The sequence below is a fragment of the Amycolatopsis sp. La24 genome, from assembly GCF_029087445.1.
GTDB lineage: Bacteria > Actinomycetota > Actinomycetes > Mycobacteriales > Pseudonocardiaceae > Amycolatopsis > Amycolatopsis nivea.
This window is the reverse complement of record NZ_JARACH010000049.1, coordinates 1-19,109: the sequence shown is the minus strand read 5'-3', so window position 1 is coordinate 19,109 and position 19,109 is coordinate 1. Positions and strand designations below refer to the sequence as shown.

The 19,109-nt window shown below is 66.8% G+C and carries 15 protein-coding genes and 1 tRNA gene; 12 read left to right on the top strand and 4 right to left on the bottom strand.

Annotated elements, in window-relative coordinates:
• Positions 1 to 168: 168 nt before the first annotated feature.
• From PUT80_RS33650 to PUT80_RS33620, 7 genes are all read left to right on the top strand, one after another.
• On the top strand, positions 169 to 1,122 hold the full coding sequence (locus PUT80_RS33650) for a Ppx/GppA phosphatase family protein (RefSeq protein WP_238604230.1): 954 nt from the start codon (positions 169 to 171) through the stop codon (positions 1,120 to 1,122).
• Positions 1,123 to 1,316: 194 nt separating this feature from the next.
• The gene (locus tag PUT80_RS33645; RefSeq protein ID WP_037820261.1) at positions 1,317 to 2,945 is read left to right on the top strand and encodes an ABC transporter substrate-binding protein; all 1,629 of its coding nucleotides are present in this window, start codon (positions 1,317 to 1,319) and stop codon (positions 2,943 to 2,945) included.
• A 103-nt stretch (positions 2,946 to 3,048) separates the two neighbouring features.
• Positions 3,049 to 3,975, top strand: a complete 927-nt coding sequence (locus tag PUT80_RS33640) for an ABC transporter permease (protein WP_037820262.1) — start codon at positions 3,049 to 3,051, stop codon at positions 3,973 to 3,975.
• Positions 3,968 to 4,924 carry an ABC transporter permease gene (locus PUT80_RS33635; RefSeq protein ID WP_037820263.1) on the top strand — a complete coding sequence of 319 codons (957 nt, stop codon included), beginning with the start codon at positions 3,968 to 3,970 and terminating at the stop codon, positions 4,922 to 4,924. The genes PUT80_RS33640 and PUT80_RS33635 overlap by 8 nt, the downstream gene beginning before the upstream one ends.
• A gap of 5 nt (positions 4,925 to 4,929) precedes the next feature.
• On the top strand, positions 4,930 to 5,955 hold the full coding sequence (locus PUT80_RS33630) for an ABC transporter ATP-binding protein (protein ID WP_037820264.1): 1,026 nt from the start codon (positions 4,930 to 4,932) through the stop codon (positions 5,953 to 5,955).
• Entirely contained in the window at positions 5,948 to 6,946 is a 999-nt protein-coding gene (locus tag PUT80_RS33625; RefSeq protein ID WP_275294533.1) for a dipeptide ABC transporter ATP-binding protein, read from the top strand. The genes PUT80_RS33630 and PUT80_RS33625 overlap by 8 nt, the downstream gene beginning before the upstream one ends.
• A gap of 83 nt (positions 6,947 to 7,029) precedes the next feature.
• Positions 7,030 to 8,745 (top strand): S8 family serine peptidase, encoded by a 1,716-nt coding sequence (locus PUT80_RS33620; protein WP_275294532.1) that lies wholly within the window; start codon positions 7,030 to 7,032, stop codon positions 8,743 to 8,745.
• A gap of 41 nt (positions 8,746 to 8,786) precedes the next feature.
• On the opposite strand, the gene PUT80_RS33615 is transcribed toward PUT80_RS33620, so the two are convergent.
• The 3 genes from PUT80_RS33615 to PUT80_RS33605 all read right to left on the bottom strand — a co-directional run bounded on the left by PUT80_RS33615 (position 8,787) and on the right by PUT80_RS33605 (position 12,081).
• Positions 8,787 to 10,295 (bottom strand): alpha/beta hydrolase, encoded by a 1,509-nt coding sequence (locus tag PUT80_RS33615; protein ID WP_275294531.1) that lies wholly within the window; start codon positions 10,293 to 10,295, stop codon positions 8,787 to 8,789.
• 163 nt (positions 10,296 to 10,458) lie between these two features.
• Positions 10,459 to 11,178 carry an ABC transporter permease gene (locus PUT80_RS33610; protein ID WP_275294530.1) on the bottom strand — a complete coding sequence of 240 codons (720 nt, stop codon included), beginning with the start codon at positions 11,176 to 11,178 and terminating at the stop codon, positions 10,459 to 10,461.
• Between the two features lie 18 nt (positions 11,179 to 11,196).
• The gene (locus tag PUT80_RS33605; RefSeq protein ID WP_275294529.1) at positions 11,197 to 12,081 is read right to left on the bottom strand and encodes an ABC transporter ATP-binding protein; all 885 of its coding nucleotides are present in this window, start codon (positions 12,079 to 12,081) and stop codon (positions 11,197 to 11,199) included.
• A gap of 135 nt (positions 12,082 to 12,216) precedes the next feature.
• On the opposite strand from PUT80_RS33605, the gene PUT80_RS33600 reads away from it, so the two are divergent.
• Together PUT80_RS33600 and PUT80_RS33595 are read left to right on the top strand one after the other, a co-directional pair.
• A complete protein-coding gene (locus PUT80_RS33600; protein WP_205670192.1) occupies positions 12,217 to 13,350 on the top strand; it encodes a histidine kinase in 1,134 nt (377 codons plus the stop codon).
• Positions 13,347 to 13,949 (top strand): response regulator transcription factor, encoded by a 603-nt coding sequence (locus tag PUT80_RS33595; protein WP_037820278.1) that lies wholly within the window; start codon positions 13,347 to 13,349, stop codon positions 13,947 to 13,949. The genes PUT80_RS33600 and PUT80_RS33595 overlap by 4 nt, the downstream gene beginning before the upstream one ends.
• A 41-nt stretch (positions 13,950 to 13,990) precedes the next feature.
• Here PUT80_RS33595 and PUT80_RS33590 read toward each other — a convergent pair whose 3' ends face one another.
• Positions 13,991 to 15,481, bottom strand: a complete 1,491-nt coding sequence (locus tag PUT80_RS33590; RefSeq protein ID WP_275294528.1) for a peptidase S10 — start codon at positions 15,479 to 15,481, stop codon at positions 13,991 to 13,993.
• Positions 15,482 to 15,533: 52 nt separating this feature from the next.
• On the opposite strand from PUT80_RS33590, the gene PUT80_RS33585 reads away from it, so the two are divergent.
• The 3 genes from PUT80_RS33585 to PUT80_RS33575 all read left to right on the top strand — a co-directional run bounded on the left by PUT80_RS33585 (position 15,534) and on the right by PUT80_RS33575 (position 17,784).
• Positions 15,534 to 16,217, top strand: coding sequence for a uracil-DNA glycosylase (locus tag PUT80_RS33585; RefSeq protein WP_037820283.1), 684 nt, complete (start codon positions 15,534 to 15,536; stop codon positions 16,215 to 16,217).
• Between the two features lie 84 nt (positions 16,218 to 16,301).
• On the top strand, positions 16,302 to 17,630 hold the full coding sequence (locus tag PUT80_RS33580) for an NAD(P)/FAD-dependent oxidoreductase (protein WP_037820285.1): 1,329 nt from the start codon (positions 16,302 to 16,304) through the stop codon (positions 17,628 to 17,630).
• Between the two features lie 80 nt (positions 17,631 to 17,710).
• A tRNA-Leu gene (locus PUT80_RS33575) sits at positions 17,711 to 17,784 on the top strand.
• Positions 17,785 to 19,109 lie beyond the last annotated feature (1,325 nt).

The following is a 19,109-nucleotide window of genomic DNA, read 5'->3' as shown; positions in this document are numbered from 1 at the left end:
CTCGATAAAAGAAGAAGAAAAACCGCCGTGAAGAGAAATGCGGCGAACACGTCAACCGTACGGCCGGAAAAGAGAGGAAGGCAAAGACCAAATGTCGGCGAGGGGGCATAGGGCCCGCCTATGCCCGCCTCGCCCGCGAAGCGCCGGAGACCAAGTAAGGTCGGGGACATGCCTCGGGTAGCTGCGATCGACTGTGGGACCAACTCCATCCGTCTGCTCGTCGCCGAGTTGACGCCGCGCCACGACGGCACGGTCGACCTGCGCGACCTGCACCGCGAGATGCGCATCGTGCGGCTCGGCCAGGGCGTCGACGCCACCGGCAGGCTCGCGCCGGAAGCGCTCGAACGCACCCGCGCCGCGCTCGCGGACTACACCGTCGCCGCGCGGCGCAAGGGCGTCGAGAAGGTGCGCATGGTCGCCACCTCCGCGACCCGCGACGCGAGCAACCGCGACGAGTTCTTCGCGATGACCCGCGAAACGCTCGGCGTCGAGGCCGAGGTGATCAGCGGCGACGAGGAAGCCCGGCTGTCCTTCACCGGCGCGGTCGGCGAGCAGGACCCGGACGATGGGCCGTTCGTGGTCGTCGACGTCGGCGGCGGCTCCACCGAACTGGTCCTCGGCACCTGGAACGGCCGCGAGGCCGAGGTGATCGCCGCGAAATCCGTCGACATCGGCTGCGTCCGGATCACCGAGCGCGCGCTGAAGGGCGACCCGCCGACCGCCGACGAGATCGCCGCCGCCCGCGAATTGGCCCGCGGCATCCTCGCCGAGGCGTTCGACGTCGTGGACGTCGCGAAGGCTCGCACCTGGATCGGCGTCGCCGGCACCGTGACCACGTTGTCAGCGGTTTCGCTCGGCCTGCCCGAGTACGACTCCGAGCGCGTCCACCTGTCGAAGCTGTCGCACGGCGAGATCGACCAGCTCGCCGGACAACTGCTCGCGGCCGACCGCGCGACCCGTGCCGAGAACCCGGTGATCCACCCCGGACGGGTCGACGTGATCGGCGGCGGCGCGGTCGTCGTCCAGGTGCTCGCGGAGGAACTCGCCGCGCGCGGTGGTCCGGACCAGCTGGTGGTCAGCGAGCACGACATCCTGGACGGCATCGCTTTGTCGCTCGCCTGAACGCTCCGCAACGCCGGGGTCACCAGCCGCGCGCACCCGTACCAAAACCACCGAAAGTCATCAAGCGCAGTTAGTTGTGAGCTGACCGGGTGATGAACGGTGTTGTTATTCAGGTGCAACCCGGTGATCCGGTTACGAAGCGCTGATCCAGCTAGCCTCCATCTCGCTATTCGGACGCGAGAAACGGAGGGGACATGCGGGGTTCATCCAGGCTCTGGAGCGCGGCCGCAGTCGTGACAACCTTGTCACTGCTCCTGACCGCCTGTGGGGGCGGCGGATCCAGCAGCGGGTCGTCGGGAGAAGCGGATCCGAACGGGACCTTCACGGTCTACGGCACGGAACCGCAGAACACGCTGATCCCCACGAACACCAACGAGCTCGGCGGTTCCAAGGCCGTCGACCCGATGTTCTCCGGGCTCGTCGCGTACAAGGGCGACAGCGGCGAACCGTACAACCTGATGGCGGAGTCGATCACCACGACCGATTCCAAGGTCTTCGACATCAAGATCAAGCACGGCTGGAAGTTCCACGACGGCACCGAGGTCAAGGCGAAGAACTTCGTCGATGCCTGGAACTACGGGGCCAACTCGGCGAACGGCCAGATCAACAGCACGTTCTTTGAGAACATCGCGGGCTACGCCGACGTCCACCCGGCCGACAAGGCGGCGAAGCCGACCAAGGACAAGATGTCCGGCCTGGCGGTCAAGGGCGACTACGAGTTCCAGGTGACCCTGGACGCGCCGTTCTCCGTGTTCACCACCAAGATCGGCTACACCGCGTTCGCGCCGCTGCCGGACTCCTTCTTCAAGGACCCCGCCGCGTTCGCGAAGCACCCGATCGGCAACGGGCCGATGAAGTTCGTCAGCCGCACGCCGAACGTCGACATCAAGCTGACCCGGTTCGACGACTACCAGGGCCCGGACAAGGTCAAGTTCAAGGACCTGGACGTCAAGATCTACGCCAGCCAGGAAACCGCCTACCAGGACCTGCTGAGCAACAAGCTCGACTTCATCGAGACGCTGCCGCCGTCCGCGCTCACCGCGGACAAGTACAAGACCGACCTCAAGGACAACCTGGTCACCGGACACCTGCTCGGCATCAGCACGATCGCGGTGCCGTACTACGTGCCCGGCTACAACAACCTCGACCTGCGCCGGGCGATCTCGATGGCGATCGACCGCGAGCAGATCACCAAGACGGTCATGCACGACACCTACGTCCCGGCCGACGGCTATGTCTCCCAAGGCATCGCGGGCTTCCGGCCGGGTGTGTGCGGCGAGTACTGCAAGTTCAACCCGGCGAAGGCGAAGGAACTGTTCGCGAAGTCCGGGTTCAAGGGCAAGCTCACCATCGCCTCGAACGCCGACGGCGGCCGCAAGGAACCGCTGGTGGCCGCGTGCAACAGCATCAAGAACACGCTCGGCGTCGAATGCGATTTCGTGCCCGCGACCGACTTCGGCCAGTGGCGCAGCATCGTGACCGGGCACAAGCTGACCGGCATGGGCCGTTCGGACTGGGCTGCGGACTATCCGTCCATTGAGGACTTCCTCAACCCGCTCTACCGGACCGGGGCCTCGTCGAACGACTCGACGTACTCCAACCCGCAGGTCGACGCTCTGCTGAAGCAGGCCGACTCGACGGCGGACAAGGACGCCGCGGTCAAGCTGTACCAGCAGGCCGAGGACCTGATCGCGAAGGACCTGCCCTCGATCCCGGTGTGGGACGAGAAGGGCGTCGCGGCCAAGTCGAAGCACACGAAGACCGTGGTCCTCGACTTCCGCCGCCGCGCGGACTACTCGTCGGTCGAGGTCCTCAAGAAGTGATGCGCTGACTCGTCCGTTTCCACCACGCGGCTCGTGAGCGTCCGCGCCCGCCACAAGCAGGCGGGGCGCTCACGAGCCCGGCGCGCACTCTGAGGAACCACGCATGATTCGCTACGTCCTGCGCCGCCTGCTCCAGTTGATCCCGGTGTTCTTCGGCACCACCTTCCTGATCTACGCACTGGTGTGGGCCGTGCCCGGGGACCCGTTCTCCGGCAAATGCGGTCAGCAAGCCTGCCCACAGGCCTATATCGACTTGATGACCGAGAAGTTCCACCTCAACGACAACCTGTTCGTCCAGTACTTCAAATACCTCGGGAGCCTGTTCAGCGGCGACTGGGGCGAGACGTTCAACGGCTCCTCGGTCGGCGAACTGATCTCCACCTCCTACCCGATCACGCTGCGCCTCGCGATCGTCGCGGTGCTCATCGAGGCGGTCATCGGCCTGAGCGCCGGCGTGCTGACCGGCTTGCGCGGCAAGGGTTTCCTCGACAACTTGGTGCTGGTCTCGACCACGTTCCTGATCTCGCTGCCGGTGTTCGTCACCGCGATCGTGCTGCAGATCGTGCTCGGCGTGAACCTGGGCATCATCGACGCCAGCGTTTCGGACGATCCGAGCTTCGGCGAGCTGATCGTGCCGGGCATCGCGCTCGGCAGCCTCTCGATGGCTTACGTCGCGAGGTTGACGAGAACGTCGATCGCGGAGAACCGGCACGCCGACTACATCCGCACCGCCATCGCCAAAGGGCAGCCCAACAGCCGCGTCATCGGCATTCACCTGCTGCGCAACTCGGTGATCCCGGTGCTGACCTTCCTCGGCACCGACCTCGGCGCCCTGATGGGCGGTGCGATCGTGACCGAGGGCGTGTTCAACATCAACGGCCTCGGCGGGCTGATCTTCCGCGGCCTCCAGAACCGGGAAAGCGCGACCGTCGTCGGCGTCGTCGTGCTGCTGGTGGTGGTGTATCTGCTGATGAGCCTGATCGTGGACCTGCTCTACGCCGTTCTCGACCCGAGGATCCGTTATGACTGACCCGAATCTCGTCGGCGGCGGAGGGGTCGACGCGGCACAGCTGTCGCATGTGGACAGCTCGGCCGACGCCGGCCCGAAGAAGCCGCGCAGTCTGTGGGGCGACGCGTGGCGGCAACTGCGCCGCAAGCCGACGTTCGTCATCTCCGCGGTGATCATCCTGCTGATCGTGCTCATCGCGATCGCGCCGGGATTGTTCTCGCACCGCCCCGCCGGATACAACGATCTGACCCACGCCAACGAAGGCCCGTCCGCGGACGCCTGGTTCGGTTACGACAACCAGGGCTACGACGTGTACGCGCGGACCATCTACGGAGCCAGGGCATCGCTCCTGGTCGGCGTTTTCGCGACGCTGCTGACTGTCCTTTTCGGATCGCTGATCGGCATCGTCGCGGGCTACTACGGCCGGATCGTCGACAGCCTGCTGTCCCGGCTCGGCGACATCTTCGCCGGGCTGCCGTTCGTGCTCGGCGCGATCGTCATTCTCACCACGTTCAACGCTCCCGGCACGAATCCCGGACAGGTCACCATCATCGTTCAGGTGGTGTGCTCGATCGCCGTGCTGACGTGGCCGGTGGCGATGCGGATCATGCGGTCCGCGACGCTGGTGGCCAAGCAGCTGGACTACGTGAAGGCGGCCCGAGCGCTCGGCGCGAGCACGCCGCGGATCGTGTTCCGACACCTGCTGCCGAACACGCTCGCGCCGGTGCTCGTGTACGCCACGATCGCGCTCGGCGCGGCCATCGGCGCCGAGGCGACGCTGGCGTACCTCGGCATCGGCGTGCGGCCGCCGGTGGTGTCGTGGGGCGTCATGATCAGCGACGCGCGCGACTACTTCCGAGCGGTCCCGCACATGCTCCTGTTCCCCGGTGCGTTCGTCACCATCACCGTGCTCGCGTTCGTGATGCTCGGCGACGGTATCCGCGACGCGCTCGACCCGAAGTCGAGGTAGCCGCAATGTCCACAGTGTCCAGTTCACCTGGTCCGACGACGGAGCACGAGCTGCTGCTCGAGGTCGAAGACCTGCACGTGGAGTTCCGCACCTCCGACGGCGTGGCCAACGTGCTCAACGGTGTCGGCTATTCGGTGCACGCCGGGGAAACCCTCGCCGTGCTCGGCGAATCGGGCTCCGGCAAGAGCGTCACCGCGCAGACCATCATGGGAATCCTCGACACCCCGCCGGGCGTGATCACCGGCGGGTCGATCCGGTATCGCGGCGAGGACCTGCTCACCGCGTCGGCGGACCGTCGCCGGCAGGTGCGCGGCGCGGAGATCGCGATGATCTTCCAGGACGCGCTTTCGGCGCTGAACCCGGTGTTCACTGTCGGGTTCCAGATCGAAGAGCAATTGCGCGTCCGGCTGGGAATGTCCAAAAAGGACGCGCGCAAGCGGGCGGTCGAACTGCTCGACCTGGTGCGGATCCCGGCGGCGGAACGGCGGGTGAAGGATTACCCGCACCAGTTCTCCGGCGGGATGCGGCAGCGCGCGATGATCGCGATGTCGCTTGCGCTCGATCCGGATCTGCTCATCGCGGACGAGCCGACGACCGCGCTGGACGTGACCGTGCAGGCGCAGATCATGGACCTGCTCGCGGACATCCAGCGGGAACGGCGGATGGGGCTCGTGCTCATCACGCACGACCTCGGCGTGGTCGCGGAGGTCGCGGACCGGATCGCGGTGATGTACGCCGGGCGGATCGTGGAACAGGCCGACGTGCGGGAATTGTTCAGTTCGCCGGGGCACCCCTACACCGCGGCGTTGATGGATTCACTGCCCCGGCTGGACCTCAAAGGACAGACCCTGGAAACCATCAAGGGCCTTCCGCCGAGCCTGCTCGACATTCCGTCCGGCTGCCCGTTCCACCCGCGCTGCAAGCGGGCCGAGCAACGGTGCCGCGACGAGCGGCCGTCGTCGCACGCGCTCGGGTTCGGCCGGGTCAGTGCGTGTCACTTCGCCGAGGAGGTGGTGGAGAGCCGTGGGTGAGCCGATTCTCAGCGTGCGCGAACTGGTGAAGCATTTCCCGGTGCGCACCGGTGTGCTGTTCAAACGGACCATCGGACAGGTGAAGGCCGTCGACGGCGTTTCTTTCGACCTGCAGCCGGGTGAAACGCTCGGCGTGGTCGGGGAATCCGGGTGCGGCAAGTCGACGCTCGCCCAGGTGCTGATGCGCCTGGAGGAGCCGACCAGCGGCAGCGCGACCTTCGAGGGCCGCGACCTGTTCAAGCTGCGCGGTGCGGAACTGCGGCGAATGCGCCGGGAAATCCAGATCGTGCTGCAGGATCCGTACACGTCGCTGAATCCGCGGATGACGGTCGGCGACATCGTCGGCGAGCCGTTCGAGATCCACACCGACGTCGCACCGAAGGGTTCGCGGGCGAGGAAGGTGCAGGAGCTGCTGGAGGTGGTCGGGCTCAACCCCGAGCACGTGAACCGGTATCCGCACCAGTTCTCCGGCGGGCAGCGGCAGCGCATCGGCATCGCGCGGGCGCTGGCGTTGCGGCCCAAGGTGATCATCTGCGACGAGCCGGTGTCCGCTTTGGACGTTTCGATCCAGGCGCAGGTGATGAACCTGCTCGGTGAACTCCAGGGCGAGTTCGGACTGTCCTATGTGTTCATCGCGCACGACCTCTCGGTGGTGCGGCATCTGTCCACCCGGGTCGCGGTGATGTACCTGGGCAAGATCGTCGAAATCGGTACTGAGGACGAGATCTACGAGCGACCGTCTCATCCGTACACCCAGGCGCTGCTGTCGGCGGTGCCGGTCGCGGACCCCGCGGTGCGCGGGCAGCGGCAGGTGATCCGGCTGGAGGGCGACGTGCCGAGCCCGATCGATCCGCCGTCGGGCTGCCGTTTTCGCACGCGCTGCTGGAAGGCCGCGGATATTTGCGCGATCGAGGTGCCGAAGCTGGAACCGAGGACGGACGGGCATCTGTCGGCTTGTCACTTCGCCGAGGAGAAGTCGGTGGTTCCGTAACCTGGCGATTCCTCCGGTTTGCCGATTGCCGTGCGCAGTGTCCGCTATGTACGTTGCATTGTCGGTTTCGGTCAGGAGGACTCGTGAAAAGACCAAGATTGCTCGCTGTGGCACTCGCGGTGCCATTGTTCGGTGCGGTGTCCGGCGTCGCCGTTGGAGCGGCGTCGGCCCAACCGGCCGGACCGGTCACGGAATTCAGCGTGCTGGCGCGGGACGGCCAGAGTGTCGCCGCCGCGCAGCAGGCGGTGCGCGACGCCGGCGGCACGATCGTCGCGACCAACACGGCGGTCGGGCTCATCACCGCCACCGCGCCCGCTGTCGGCTTCACTGAGCGGGTTTCGGCGAACCGCGCGGTGTTCGGTGCGGCGAAGGCGAAAGCGATCGGCAGCGCGCCGAAGGCGGGCAAGAAGGAGAAGCCGGACGCGGTCGAGAAGGAAGGCCGCGGCAGCGTTTCGCGCAAGGCCGCGGCGAAGAAGGCGGTCGGCACCGATCCGCTGGACGACCAGCTCTGGGGCCTCAAGTCCACTCGCTCCGACCTCGCGCGCACCAAGCAGGCTGGCGACAAGCGGGTGAAGGTCGGCATCATCGACACCGGCGTCGACGGCAGTCACCCGGACATCGCGCCGAACTTCGACAAAGCCGATTCGCGCAACTTCACCAAGGACATCGTCGCGGACGTCAACGGCACCGTCGTCGACGGCCCGTGCGAATACCGCGGCTGCGTCGACCCGGTGGACCACGACGACAACGGCCACGGCACGCACGTCGCCGGCACGATCGCCGCGGCGGCCAACGGATTCGGCGTGTCCGGGGTGGCGCCGAACGTGACGCTGGTGAACGTCCGTGCCGGACAGGATTCCGGGTACTTCTTCCTCCAGCCTATGGTCGACGCTCTGACGTATTCCGGCGACGCCGGACTCGACGTCGTCAACATGAGCTTCTACGTGGACCCGTGGCTCTACAACTGCCGTTCGAACCCGGCGGATTCTTCTGCCGAGCAGGCGGAACAGCGCACCATCATCGAAGCGGCCACGCGGGCGTTGAACTACGCGCACCGCAAGGGCGTGACGATGGTGGTCGCGCTCGGCAACCAGCACGACGAAATGGCCGCGCCGCACGACGACGTCACGAGCCCGGACTATCCGGCGAACGGGAAGCATCCGCGCAAGATCGACAATTCTTCGTGCTTCTCGCTGCCGGTCGAAGGTCCGCACACGATCGGTGTCGGCTCGTTCGGCCCGACGCAGGCGAAGGCGGACTACTCCAACTACGGGACCGAGCAGATCTCCGTTTCCGCGCCAGGCGGGTATTTCCGGGACGGTTACGGCACGCCGTGGTACCGGACGGTGGAGAACGAGATCCTGTCGACGTACCCGCGCAATGTGGGTGTCGCGGAAGGAAACATTGACGCGGCGGGCAATGTGACGCCGGCTGGCGTCGCGCTTGGCGTGCAGAAGGCGACGGCGGCGGACGGCCGGGTCGGCTATTACCAGTGGCTGCAAGGGACTTCGATGGCCGCTCCCCATGCGACGGGTGTCGCGGCGCTGATCGTTTCCCAGTACGGCAAGAAGACCGGGCATTCCGCGTCGATGGATCCGGACGCGGTGCAGCGGGTGCTGGAAGGCACGGCCGCGCCGATCGCGTGTCCCGTGCCGCGGACGGTCGATTACCTGAAGGAGGGCCGGGACGCTTCGTTCACGGCGACCTGCCTGGGTGACGCGTCGTTCAACGGTTTCTACGGACATGGTTCGGTGGACGCCTATTCCGCGGTGACGCGGGGTTCGGCGTACCTGCGCTGAACGAGCGGCGGTGGGGCGGGTGTTCCGCCCCACCGCCTGTTTCAGTACTGCCGCAGCCGGTCCATGATCTTGTCGGCTGTCTGTTGTTGTTGCGGGGTAAGCGACTTGACGGTCGCTTCGGCACCGCAGAATTTGTCCGTCGCCGGGCGGATTCCGTTGACCAGGTAATCGATGACGGCGTTGAAGCCGCAGCTGTTCAGGTACGGGAGCCCGACGCCGTGGCCGCCTTGGTCCACAGTGACCATTCGAGCTCGGTCGCCGAACGCTTCGCGGGTGTCCAGCGCGCCGGACAGCGGGGTCGCCGGGTCGCGCATGTTCTGGACCAGCAACAGGTTTGACGGTCCCTGGTCGCTGAATTGCACGGCCGGTTCCAGTGGTTGGTAGGGCCAGGCTGCGCACGGCCAGACGTTCGCGGTCGCGCCGCCGAGCATCGGGTACGTGACCCGGTCGTGCGCGACGTTCCGCCGGTAGGTCGAGATCTGCCGGGGCCACGCGTTGTCGCCGCAGATCACCGAAAGCATGGTGGCGATCTCGCTTTGTTCCGAACCGGCGGTGCTCGGGACTGAATCGGGTGCCTGGTCCGCGAGGGCGGATTGCCACAGCTGCGCCAGCCTCGGGAAGGCCGTGGTCTGATAGGTCAGGCCGTGTGTCACGTAGCGGAACGCCGATCCGTCCAGGGTCCCGATCGGATTCTGGTCGAGTTTGTCCGCGAGTTTGAAGAAGGTCGCGGTGACCTCAGCGGGAGTGCTGCCAAGGCCGTAGGAAGAATTGCGTGCTGCCGCCCATTTCGCGAAGTCCGGGAAGCGATCCTGCAATCCTTGAGCGAACCGCCGGGCCGCGGTGATGTCGTAGCCGCCGGGTCCGAGAATGCTGTCGAGCACCACGCGATCGGTCCGCTCCGGGAACAGCGACGCGTACACTCCGCCGAGATAGGTGCCGTAGGACAGGCCGAAGTAAGAGATCTTCGACTCGCCGAGCGCGGCGCGGATCTGATCCATGTCCCGCGCGGTGTTCGCGGTGGTGATGTACGGCAGGACCGCCGCGGATCCCGGGGCGGCGCACTGCTGCGCGACCTGCTTGGCATGCGCTGCGGCCTCGCTGACCTCGGCGGCGTTGTGCGCGTACTTCGGCCCGATTGACAGTTGAGGGTCGAGGTCGCAGGTGACCGGGTTGCTGTGGTCGACGCCGCGCGGGTCGAAGCCGATGAGGTCGTATTCGGCGAGGAGGCTGGCCGGGAGTCCGAGCTGGGTGAGCTGGAGCGGGAAGGCCAGGCCCGGACCGCCGGGGCCGCCTGGGTTGAACAGCAGCACTCCGCGCCGTTTGGCCGGGTCGGTGCTCGGCAGGCGGGAAATCGCGAGGCTGATCTTCTTCCCGTCGGGATGCCGGTAGTCCAGCGGCACTTCGAGCGACGCGCACTGCAAGCCGGGCGACGTGACGTCGGCCGGGCACGCGCCCCAGTTCACCGAGGATTTCGCCGGAGAGGCATGGGCTGGGACAGCGGTCGCCGTGAGCGCGGCGGCCGCCAGTACGGCGAGCAATTGTTTTCGCACGGGTTTCCGTCCTTTGCTGAGAACAAGCGAACTCAGGAACTGAAGGGAAATGCACGAAAGCTGTGTTCGCGGACGGTTCGACCGCTGGTCAGGCCGACCCCGGCCGCGTCGATGATCGAGAACGCCGCCGACGTTACTCCGATCTCCTCGGCACGGGAAGGGGTCAGCGGCGCGGTTCCCAGCGGAATAGCCGGGTCGCCAGCGTGACGCTGAGAATCAGCCACGCCGCGATCGGGCCGAACAGGACTAGCGAGTCGGTTGCCGAGCTTCCGCCATTCCAGGAATTCAATACGAGTTCGGTGGCCGCGCCGCCGGGAAGAAGGCGTTTCAGCAGGGACAGCTGTTCGGTTCCGGTGATTCCGATCCAACTTGCTACCGCGAGGACCGCGACCGTGATGGGCAGCGTGGTGACCTGGGCGTGCTCCGGGGAGTTGGTGAGGCCGGCGGTGGCCAGGCCGAGCGCGACCATCATGCCGATGGTCGCGACGACCGCGACGACCAGCAGCAGCGGGTTTTTCGGTGCGCCGGTGACCGCGCCGAGCACGGCGAGGATGACGCCGACCTGGATCGTGGTGATCGCGGTGATCGGCAGGAGCAGGCCGACGAGAATGCCGGAGTCGCTCGCCGCGGTGGAGCGCAGGCGTTTGAGGAAGAGGTTCTGCCGCCGGGCGGCGAGAGTGGTGACGGTGGTGGTGTACAGGCCGATCGCGGTAATGAAGAAAAGCGTCAGTGCTGCGATATATCCGAGGCTGCCGAGTTTTGCGAAGGTTTCGTGCCGGGAGATGAAGAAAGCGCTGAATGCGACGGGCAGGATCAATGAGGTGACCAACACGAGGCGATTTCGGAAGAGCTGAATCAGTTCGCCGCGGGCAATGGAGAGCATGGGAAAGCCTTTCGGTGCTTAAGCGTTGCTGATGGCGCGGAAGACGTCGTCCAGCCGGGTCGGTCCGGCTTCTAGTTCGGCTAGTTCCACGGCGTAGTCCGCTGCCCAGCCGAGCAGGGTGTGCAGGTCTTTCTGCAGGCCGAAGGTTTCGATGAGGAACCGGCCGTCCTCTTCGCGGGTCGCTTGCAGCGGCGGCACCGGGGCGTGCGGCGGAAGTCCGAATCGGATGGTCGCGGGCAGCGTCCGGGTCAGTTCGGCGACGGTGCCTTCGCGGTTGAGCGTGCCCTGGTGCATCAGACCGATGCGATCGGCGCGCTGCTGTGCTTCCTCGAGGTAATGCGTGGTCAGGACGATGGTGGTGCCGTCCTCGCGGAGCCGGTCCACGGCATCCCAGAGCGCGTCGCGCGACTGGATGTCCAGACCAGTGGTCGGCTCGTCGAGGAAGACCAGGTCCGGTGTCCCGTACACAGCGGTCGCGAAGTCGAGCCGTCGCTTCTCGCCGCCGGACAGCTGCGACACCCTGGTGGCGGCTTTGCGGGTGAGGTCGGTGATGCCGAGCAGCCGCTCGACGTTGTCGTCGCGCTGGGTCAGGCTGCCGATCAGCCGGATCGACTCGCGCACGGTCAGGTCCGGCGAGAAGCCGCTTTCCTGCAGCATGATCCCCATCCGGGGACGCACCGAAGCGCGGTCGCGCGGGTCTTTGCCGAACACCTGCACGGAGCCGGAGCTGGGTTTGCGGTGGCCTTCGACGGTCTCCAGCGTCGAGGTCTTCCCGGCGCCGTTCGTGCCGAGCAGCGCGTACAGTTCGCCGCGGGCGACCTGGAACGACAGATCGCGCACGGCCTGGAAGTCGCCGTAAGTGAGGTTCAGGCGGTCGACTTCGATGACTGGGGTCGTGGACATGCTCCGATTCCAGCCGGATCCGCTGGTCGGGAGTAGTGCGGCCACGTCAGCCGAAGACATGACACTGCGTCACTGGTGGGCCCTCGGCGGCTGCGGCATGCTGGGTCCGAATCCCGTGGCCGAAGCTGGAGCACCATGATCGAGATCCGTCCTCCGTGGACTCGCCGCACGGCCTGGGCCAGCAGCGTGGTCCAGGACCGGCTGCGACGGCTCAACCTCATCACGGTGATGCCGCCGCTGGTGTTCGTCGGGCTGCTGCTGGTGGTGTTCGCGTCGAAGACCTGGTGGCACGTCGTCATCCAGGTGATCGGGCTGCTGGCCGCCGTGGTGACCGCGGAACGCTGGACCGCCGGCGACTTCCTCCGCGTCGCGCGTCCGTGTCTGGTGCTCACCGCGTTCGTCTGGCTCGCCGGCGCGCTCAGCGACAAGAGCGCGGCGTTCTACGGACTGACCATGGTCGGGTCGTTCCTGATCCCGCCGCTGGTGCGGCACCGGTTCGCCGCACTGGTCGGCCTCGCGGTGCTGACCGGCGCGATCGGCGCGACGAACCTGCTGGTGTACGACGACAAGGTCGGCGGGCGGCTGCTCGCTTTTGTCGTCGCCCCGGCCCTGGCCGCGGCGTTGTCGACCGTGTTCATGTTCGCCAGCCAGAAGCTTTATGACCTCGTTGTGGAACTGGAGGAGTCGCGGGAGAAGGAAGCCGAGCTGGCGGTGGTCCGGGAGCGCGTCCGGTTCGCCAGCGAGCTGCACGACATCCAGGGGCACACGCTGCACGTGGTCAAACTGAAGGTCGCGCTCGCGGAGAAGCTGCTCCACCGGGATCTCGGACGCGCGCAAGAGGAATTGCGCGAAGTGCACACCCTGGTCGGCGAAACCATCGTGCAGACCAAGGAACTCGCTTACGCCCAGCGCAGGCTCAATCTGTCTGCGGAGCTAGAGAACGCGAAGAACCTCTTCGAGGCGGCGGGAATTCACGTGCGGGTCGAGCGGCTCGCGGAGGTCGGTTCGGGGGCGGACGAACTGCTCGGCCAGGTGTTGCGCGAGACCACCACGAACATCCTCCGGCACGCGCAAGCCCGGCAGGTGCGGATCACGTTGACCGAAACGGGGATCAGCATCGTCAACGACGGCGTTCCGGACCGCGAGGAACCGGTACTGAGTGGACTGTCCACTTTGGCGGACCGGCTGGCGGATGAGGGCGGAGAATTGACCGTGGAGCAGAAGGACGGCCGATTCGTGACGGCCGCGGCCTTCCCGGAGAAGCGATGACGACGGTAGTGCTAGCTGACGACGAAGCCCTGCTCCGCAAGGCGATGGCCGCGTTGCTGCCGATGGAGGACGAGATCACCGTGCTCGCCGAGGCGGAAGACGGCGAGGCGGCGGTGCGGGCCACTGTGGAGCATCGGCCGGACGTGCTGGTGATCGACCTGGAGATGCCCAATGTGGACGGTCTGGGTGCGGTCGCGCGGATCCGGCGGGAGCGGCCGGAGCAGGTGATCCTGATGCTGACCCGGCACGCGCGGCCGGGTGTGCTGCGCAAGGCGTTGAAGCTCGGTGTGCAGGGGTTCGTCAGCAAATCGGCGGAACCGGCGCACATCGCGGCGGTGATCCGGACGCTGGACGAGGGCAAACGCTGGATCGACCCGGACGTCTCGGCGCTCGCGGTGGTGGACGATTGTCCGTTGACCGTGCGGGAAATCGACGTGCTGCGGGCAACGCGGGAGGGGTATTCGGTCGCGGACATCGCGACGCAGCTGCACCTGGCGGAGGGGACGGTGCGCAACTACCTGTCGAACGCGATGCAGAAGACGCAGACGCGAACGCGGCACGAGGCGGCGCGGTATGCGCGGGAGCACGACTGGTTGTGAGTGCCTATGCCGGTTAGCGCCGGCATAGGCACTTCACCAGGTCAGCGGTTGGACGCCTTCTTCACGAACTTGCCCAGGTCCTTCGACTGCTGCACCCGCGACGGTTCGTGCACGTACATCATGTGCCCGGCCGGGTAGTAAGCCGTGTCGATGTTCTCCCGCAGCTCCTCCGGGATCTTCAGCTGCGAAAGCACGTACTCGGACGCGTAGTAGGCCGTCGCGCCGTCGTAGTGTCCGAACGCGACGTGGACCTGCAGGTGCGGGTTGGCCCGCATCGCCGCGCTCAAGGTGTCCACAACGGACACCGAACGGCCCTCGAACTCCTTGTAGGACCAGGCCTTGAACACCTCGGTCGACAGGATCTCGTACGGCAGGTCGTTCTCGTAGCCGAGTTCGGCGCGCACGTAGTGGTTGAACCCGGCGGAGTAGGCGCCGATGATCCGCGACACCGAGGGGTCGTCGCTCATGTGCTCGACGCCGCCGTCCGGTTCCCACGTGGTGAACCGGCCGTCCATCCGGCCGACGGTCTTGCCCTGGTCGCGCAGCAGTTCGGTGAAGAACCGGATGTGCTCGATCCGCAGGTTCACCCGGTCCACATAGGACTCGCTGAGCCCGGTGAGCGACGCCAGGGTCTGCACCGCCTCGGTACGGTCCTGAGTGGACAGCCGCGCGCCGCGGGAAAGCGCCCACGGCAGTTCCTTCGAGGCGAAGTCCTCGGCGTCGGCGAGCACGTCGTCGAGCGGACGTTCGCCGTGCCTGCCGTGGTAGTGCGCGATCGCCGCGTACGTGGGCAAGAACAGCGAGTACGGCAGGTCGTTGCCCTCGTGGAACCGCAGCGTGCCGAGGTCCAAAACGGACGAGATGAGCATCAGGCCGTTGAGATACAGGCCGTAGCGCTCCTGCAGGTGCCCGGCCAGCGCCGCCGCGCGCAGCGTGCCGTACGACTCGCCGGCCAGGAACTTCGGCGACAGCCAGCGCTGGTTGCGCGAAACCCACAGCCGGATGATCTCCGCGACCGATTCGACGTCGCCCTGGAAACCGGTGTACGGCTGGGATTCGCCGCCCTCGGTCACCCGCGAGTAGCCGGTCTGGACCGGGTCGATGAACACCAGGTCGCTGTGCGCGAGCAGGCTTTCCGGGTTGTCCTCGAGCCCGTACGGCGGCGGCACCGGGTCGTTGACGTCGCCGGACAGCACCCGGCGCGGTCCGAGCAGGCCCATGTGGAGCCAGATGCTGGAGGAACCGGGGCCGCCGTTGAAGGCGAAGGTGACCGGTCGCGTGCCGGGGTCGGCGTCGTCGAGGGTGTAGGCGGTGAGGAAAACCTCGGCCTTGGCCTGGTGGCCCTCGGACTTGCCGTCCTTCTTGACCTCTTGGCGGAGCACGATCCGGCCGGTCTGGGCGGTGTAGGCGAGCTTGCGCCGCTTGACGGTGAGCGTGTGCTGCGTCGTGACGAGGTCGTCGACGGGCTCCGCCGCCTTCGTCTCCTCGTCCTTGGTCTTCTCGGCGGTCTCGTCCGCGGTGGTGTCGGCCATGGCCCCAACCTATCCCGCGTTACCGTGGCAGCACACCAAGCGGAGGAGATCGATGCGCACGTTCGCCGAGCTCGACGCGGAGCTGGTGCGGTGCCGCGCGTGCCCGCGGCTCGTCGAATGGCGCGAGGGCGTGGCGGGGACGAAGGCCGCGTTCGCCGGGCAGGAGTACTGGGCGCGGCCGGTGCCCGGTTTCGGCGCGGAGGACGCCGCGCTGGCCGTGGTCGGGCTCGCGCCGTCCGCGCACGGGGCCAACCGCACCGGCCGGATGTTCACCGGCGATCCGTCCGGCGACTTCCTCTTCCGCGTGCTGTACGAGGTCGGTCTGGCATCTCAGCCGGTGTCCGCCGCCATCGGCGACGGCCTCACGCTGCGCGGCACCCGGCTCGTGTCGCCGGTCCGCTGCGCGCCGCCGGAGAACCGGCCGACCCCCGCTGAACGGGACAACTGCCGGCACTGGCTGGCCGACGAGCTGGACCTGCTGCGCCCGACCCTGCGCTCGATCGTCGTGCTCGGCGCGTTCGGCTGGCAGGCGCTGCTGCCCGTGCTTTCCGCCGCCGGCTGGCCGGTGCCGAAACCGCGTCCGGCCTTCGCGCACGGCGCCCGGATGCAGGTCGGCGACCTTGCGGTGTTCGGCTGCTACCACGTGTCACCGCGCAATGTCCAGACCGGTCGTGTGACACAGCCCATGGTGGTGAGCGCGTTCACCGCCGCGGCCTCGGCGGCCGGGCTCATCTGAATCGTGACAACCAGCGTGGCGATGCTGGTCACAGCGGGGTGGGGTACCCGAGCGGAGCCGCTTCGGAAGTGCGACTATAGGTACATGGCTGCTGCGAAGTCGGAACCGACTCGGATCCTCGTCCTCGGTGGTGGATACGTCGGCCTGTACACCGCGTACGGGCTTCAGAAGATGCTGCGCGCCAACGAGGCCTCCGTGACCGTCGTTGACCCGCAGCCGCACATGACCTATGCCCCGTTCCTGCCCGAGGCGGCGGCCGGCGCGATCGAGCCGCGGCACGTGGTCGTGCCGCTGCGCCGCGTGCTGAAGCGCTGCCACGTGCTGACCGCGCGGGTCACGAAGATCGAGAACGAGCGCAAGGCCGTCACGGTCGAGGCGGCCGACGGCCACATCGAGACGCTGAACTACGACGTGCTCGTGGTCGCGCTCGGCGCCGTCGCGCGGATCCTGCCGATCCCCGGCCTCGCCGAGGAGGGCATCGCCTTCAAGACCATCGGCGAAGCGATCTACCTGCGCAACCACATCATGACCAAGCTGGACGAGGCCGCCAGCACGCTCGACCCCGAGCTGCGCAAGCGCCTGCTCACGTTCACCGTGGTCGGCGGCGGGTTCGCGGGCATCGAGGCGCTGGCCGAGCTCGAGGACATGACCCGCTTCGCGGTCGAGAACTACTACCCGAACATCAAGCCGGAGGACATCCGCTGGGTGATGGTCGAGGCGGCCGGGCGGATCCTGCCCGAGGTGCGCGAGACGCTGGGCGTGTACACGGTGCAGCAGCTGGAGAAGCGCGGCATCGAGGTCTACCTGTCGACCGCGGCGAAGTCGTTCGAAAACGGCCACGTCGTGCTCTCGGACGGCACCGAGTTCGACACCGACACGATCATCTGGACCGCGGGCGTGAAGGCCAACCCGGTCCTCGCCGGCTCGGACCTGCCGCTCGACAAGCGCGGCCGCGTCGAGGCCACCGCCGCGATGCAGGTGGTCGGCCACCCGGACGTCTGGACCGCGGGCGACAACGCGGCCATCCCGGACCTCTCGCGCACCGAACAGGACCCGACGGCGACCTGCCCGCCGAACGCCCAGCACGCGGTCCGCCAGGCCCGCCTGCTGGCGAAGAACATCATCAAGGTGATCCGCGGCGGACAGCCGAAGGACTACTTCCACAAGAACCTGGGCGCGGTCGCGAGCCTCGGCCTGCACAAGGGCGTGGCGGACGCGCTGAACCTGAAGATCAAGGGCTTCCCTGCGTGGCTCTTCCACCGCGCCTACCACCTCAAGGCGATGCCCACGTGGAACCGCAAGATCCGCATCCTGTTCGACTGGATGCTGGGCGGCCTGTTCCGGCGCGAGGTCATCTCGCTGGGGCAGATCAACAACCCGAAGGAAGAGTTCAACCGGGCCAGCAAGGGCTGATCGGTTTTCCTGTGAAGCCGGGTCGTCTTCGGGCGGCCCGGCTTTGTCGTGTCCGGGGGCGGGTTCGCTAGGGTGGGTGGGCCCCCGTAGCCCAATTGGCAGAGGCAGTCGACTTAAAATCGACCCAGTGCGGGTTCGAACCCCGTCGGGGGCACGTACAGCATCCTCACAAGCCCGTTCCGCTCGTGAGCTGCGGCTTTCTGCAACCGTTCGGATTGCTCGACGTCGCCGCAAGAGCGGTGGTGCCCGATGAATACGCCGGTTTCGAAGGCTCGGTCGCGGTGTGAATTGATGCCCTCGGCGGGAGTGCCGAAGGAGAGGCGCGGGGCTGACCAGGGATGTTTCATCGGCACGTTGACGATCGATGCGATCTTCGGGCTTCCGGGTTCGTGTGGGAGCACCTCGTGAACGCCAACTCGCCGTTGGTCGCTCGGTTTGTCACGGTCATGATGGGGTTGATCATCGGGCTCACCTTTCTCTTCGGCTTCGGCAATGTGTTGCACCTAGCGTTGAAGCTGCAGGTACCTGTGCTCGTGGCTCCGCTGGTGGCTCCGGCTGTTGACCTGACAGTGCTGGGGTTGCTTGTTGGTACACGGCACTTGGCCCTGTCTGGTGCCGATAAGCAGGTGCTTCGGCCGGCCCGACATCTCCTGCTGGCGGCAAGCGTGGTGACTCTGCTGCTGAACGTTGCGGACCCGGTGTGCACAGGCCAGTGGGGTAAAGCCGCGTTCGACTCCGTCGGCCCACTCCTTCTGATCGGATGGGCCGAGGCCGGGCCCAGCCTGCTCCACGCGCTCAGCGTCGCAAGCGCTGGTCCTGAAACATGGCAACTGTCCAGTCCTGCGTCGTCAGAGCTGAAATGCGACGACGCGGAAGTGAATGCGTGGGGGGCTACGGCCCTTCAACACGACCAGCGGGTAGGAGTGGGACCCCGTCGTACCACTGCTCTCGACGAGGAACTTGTGGAGCGCGCTCGCCGTGCGGACGTCGACCACTGGCGACGGTATCGACGTCCGATCTCGGCGGAGACGCTCCGGAAGCAGCTTCGGATTGGTGCGACAACATCGCGGGCTCTAGTGATGGAGGTCCGATCGAAGAACGCTCCACCAAGTTCGACGAGCACTAGCGAATCAACTGTGGGCGCGCTCACGAGTGCGAACCCTGAGACTGGCTGATTGTCTGGGGTTCTAGTTCTCTGTCCAGAGCGTCGGAGTCAAGGCCGTCTCCCACTACCCAGCCTAGAGTGAGGAATGGTCATTTGAGAGCGCGTCGCCGAGTGAGCAAGAGCGCTAGCGCGGCGGCACTTGTCGTCGGCCAGTCGGCAGGGTAGGCGAACACCGCGGCAACCGCCGCTGAGGTTCACCCCGAATGGTGGACAGGGGCTTACGAGGGGTTCAGGCAGCCGTTCGGAGTGCCTGCTCGAAGTTGTCGGGGCTGAGCATCCCGATAGCGGAGTGCCGCCGCACACTGTTGTAGAAA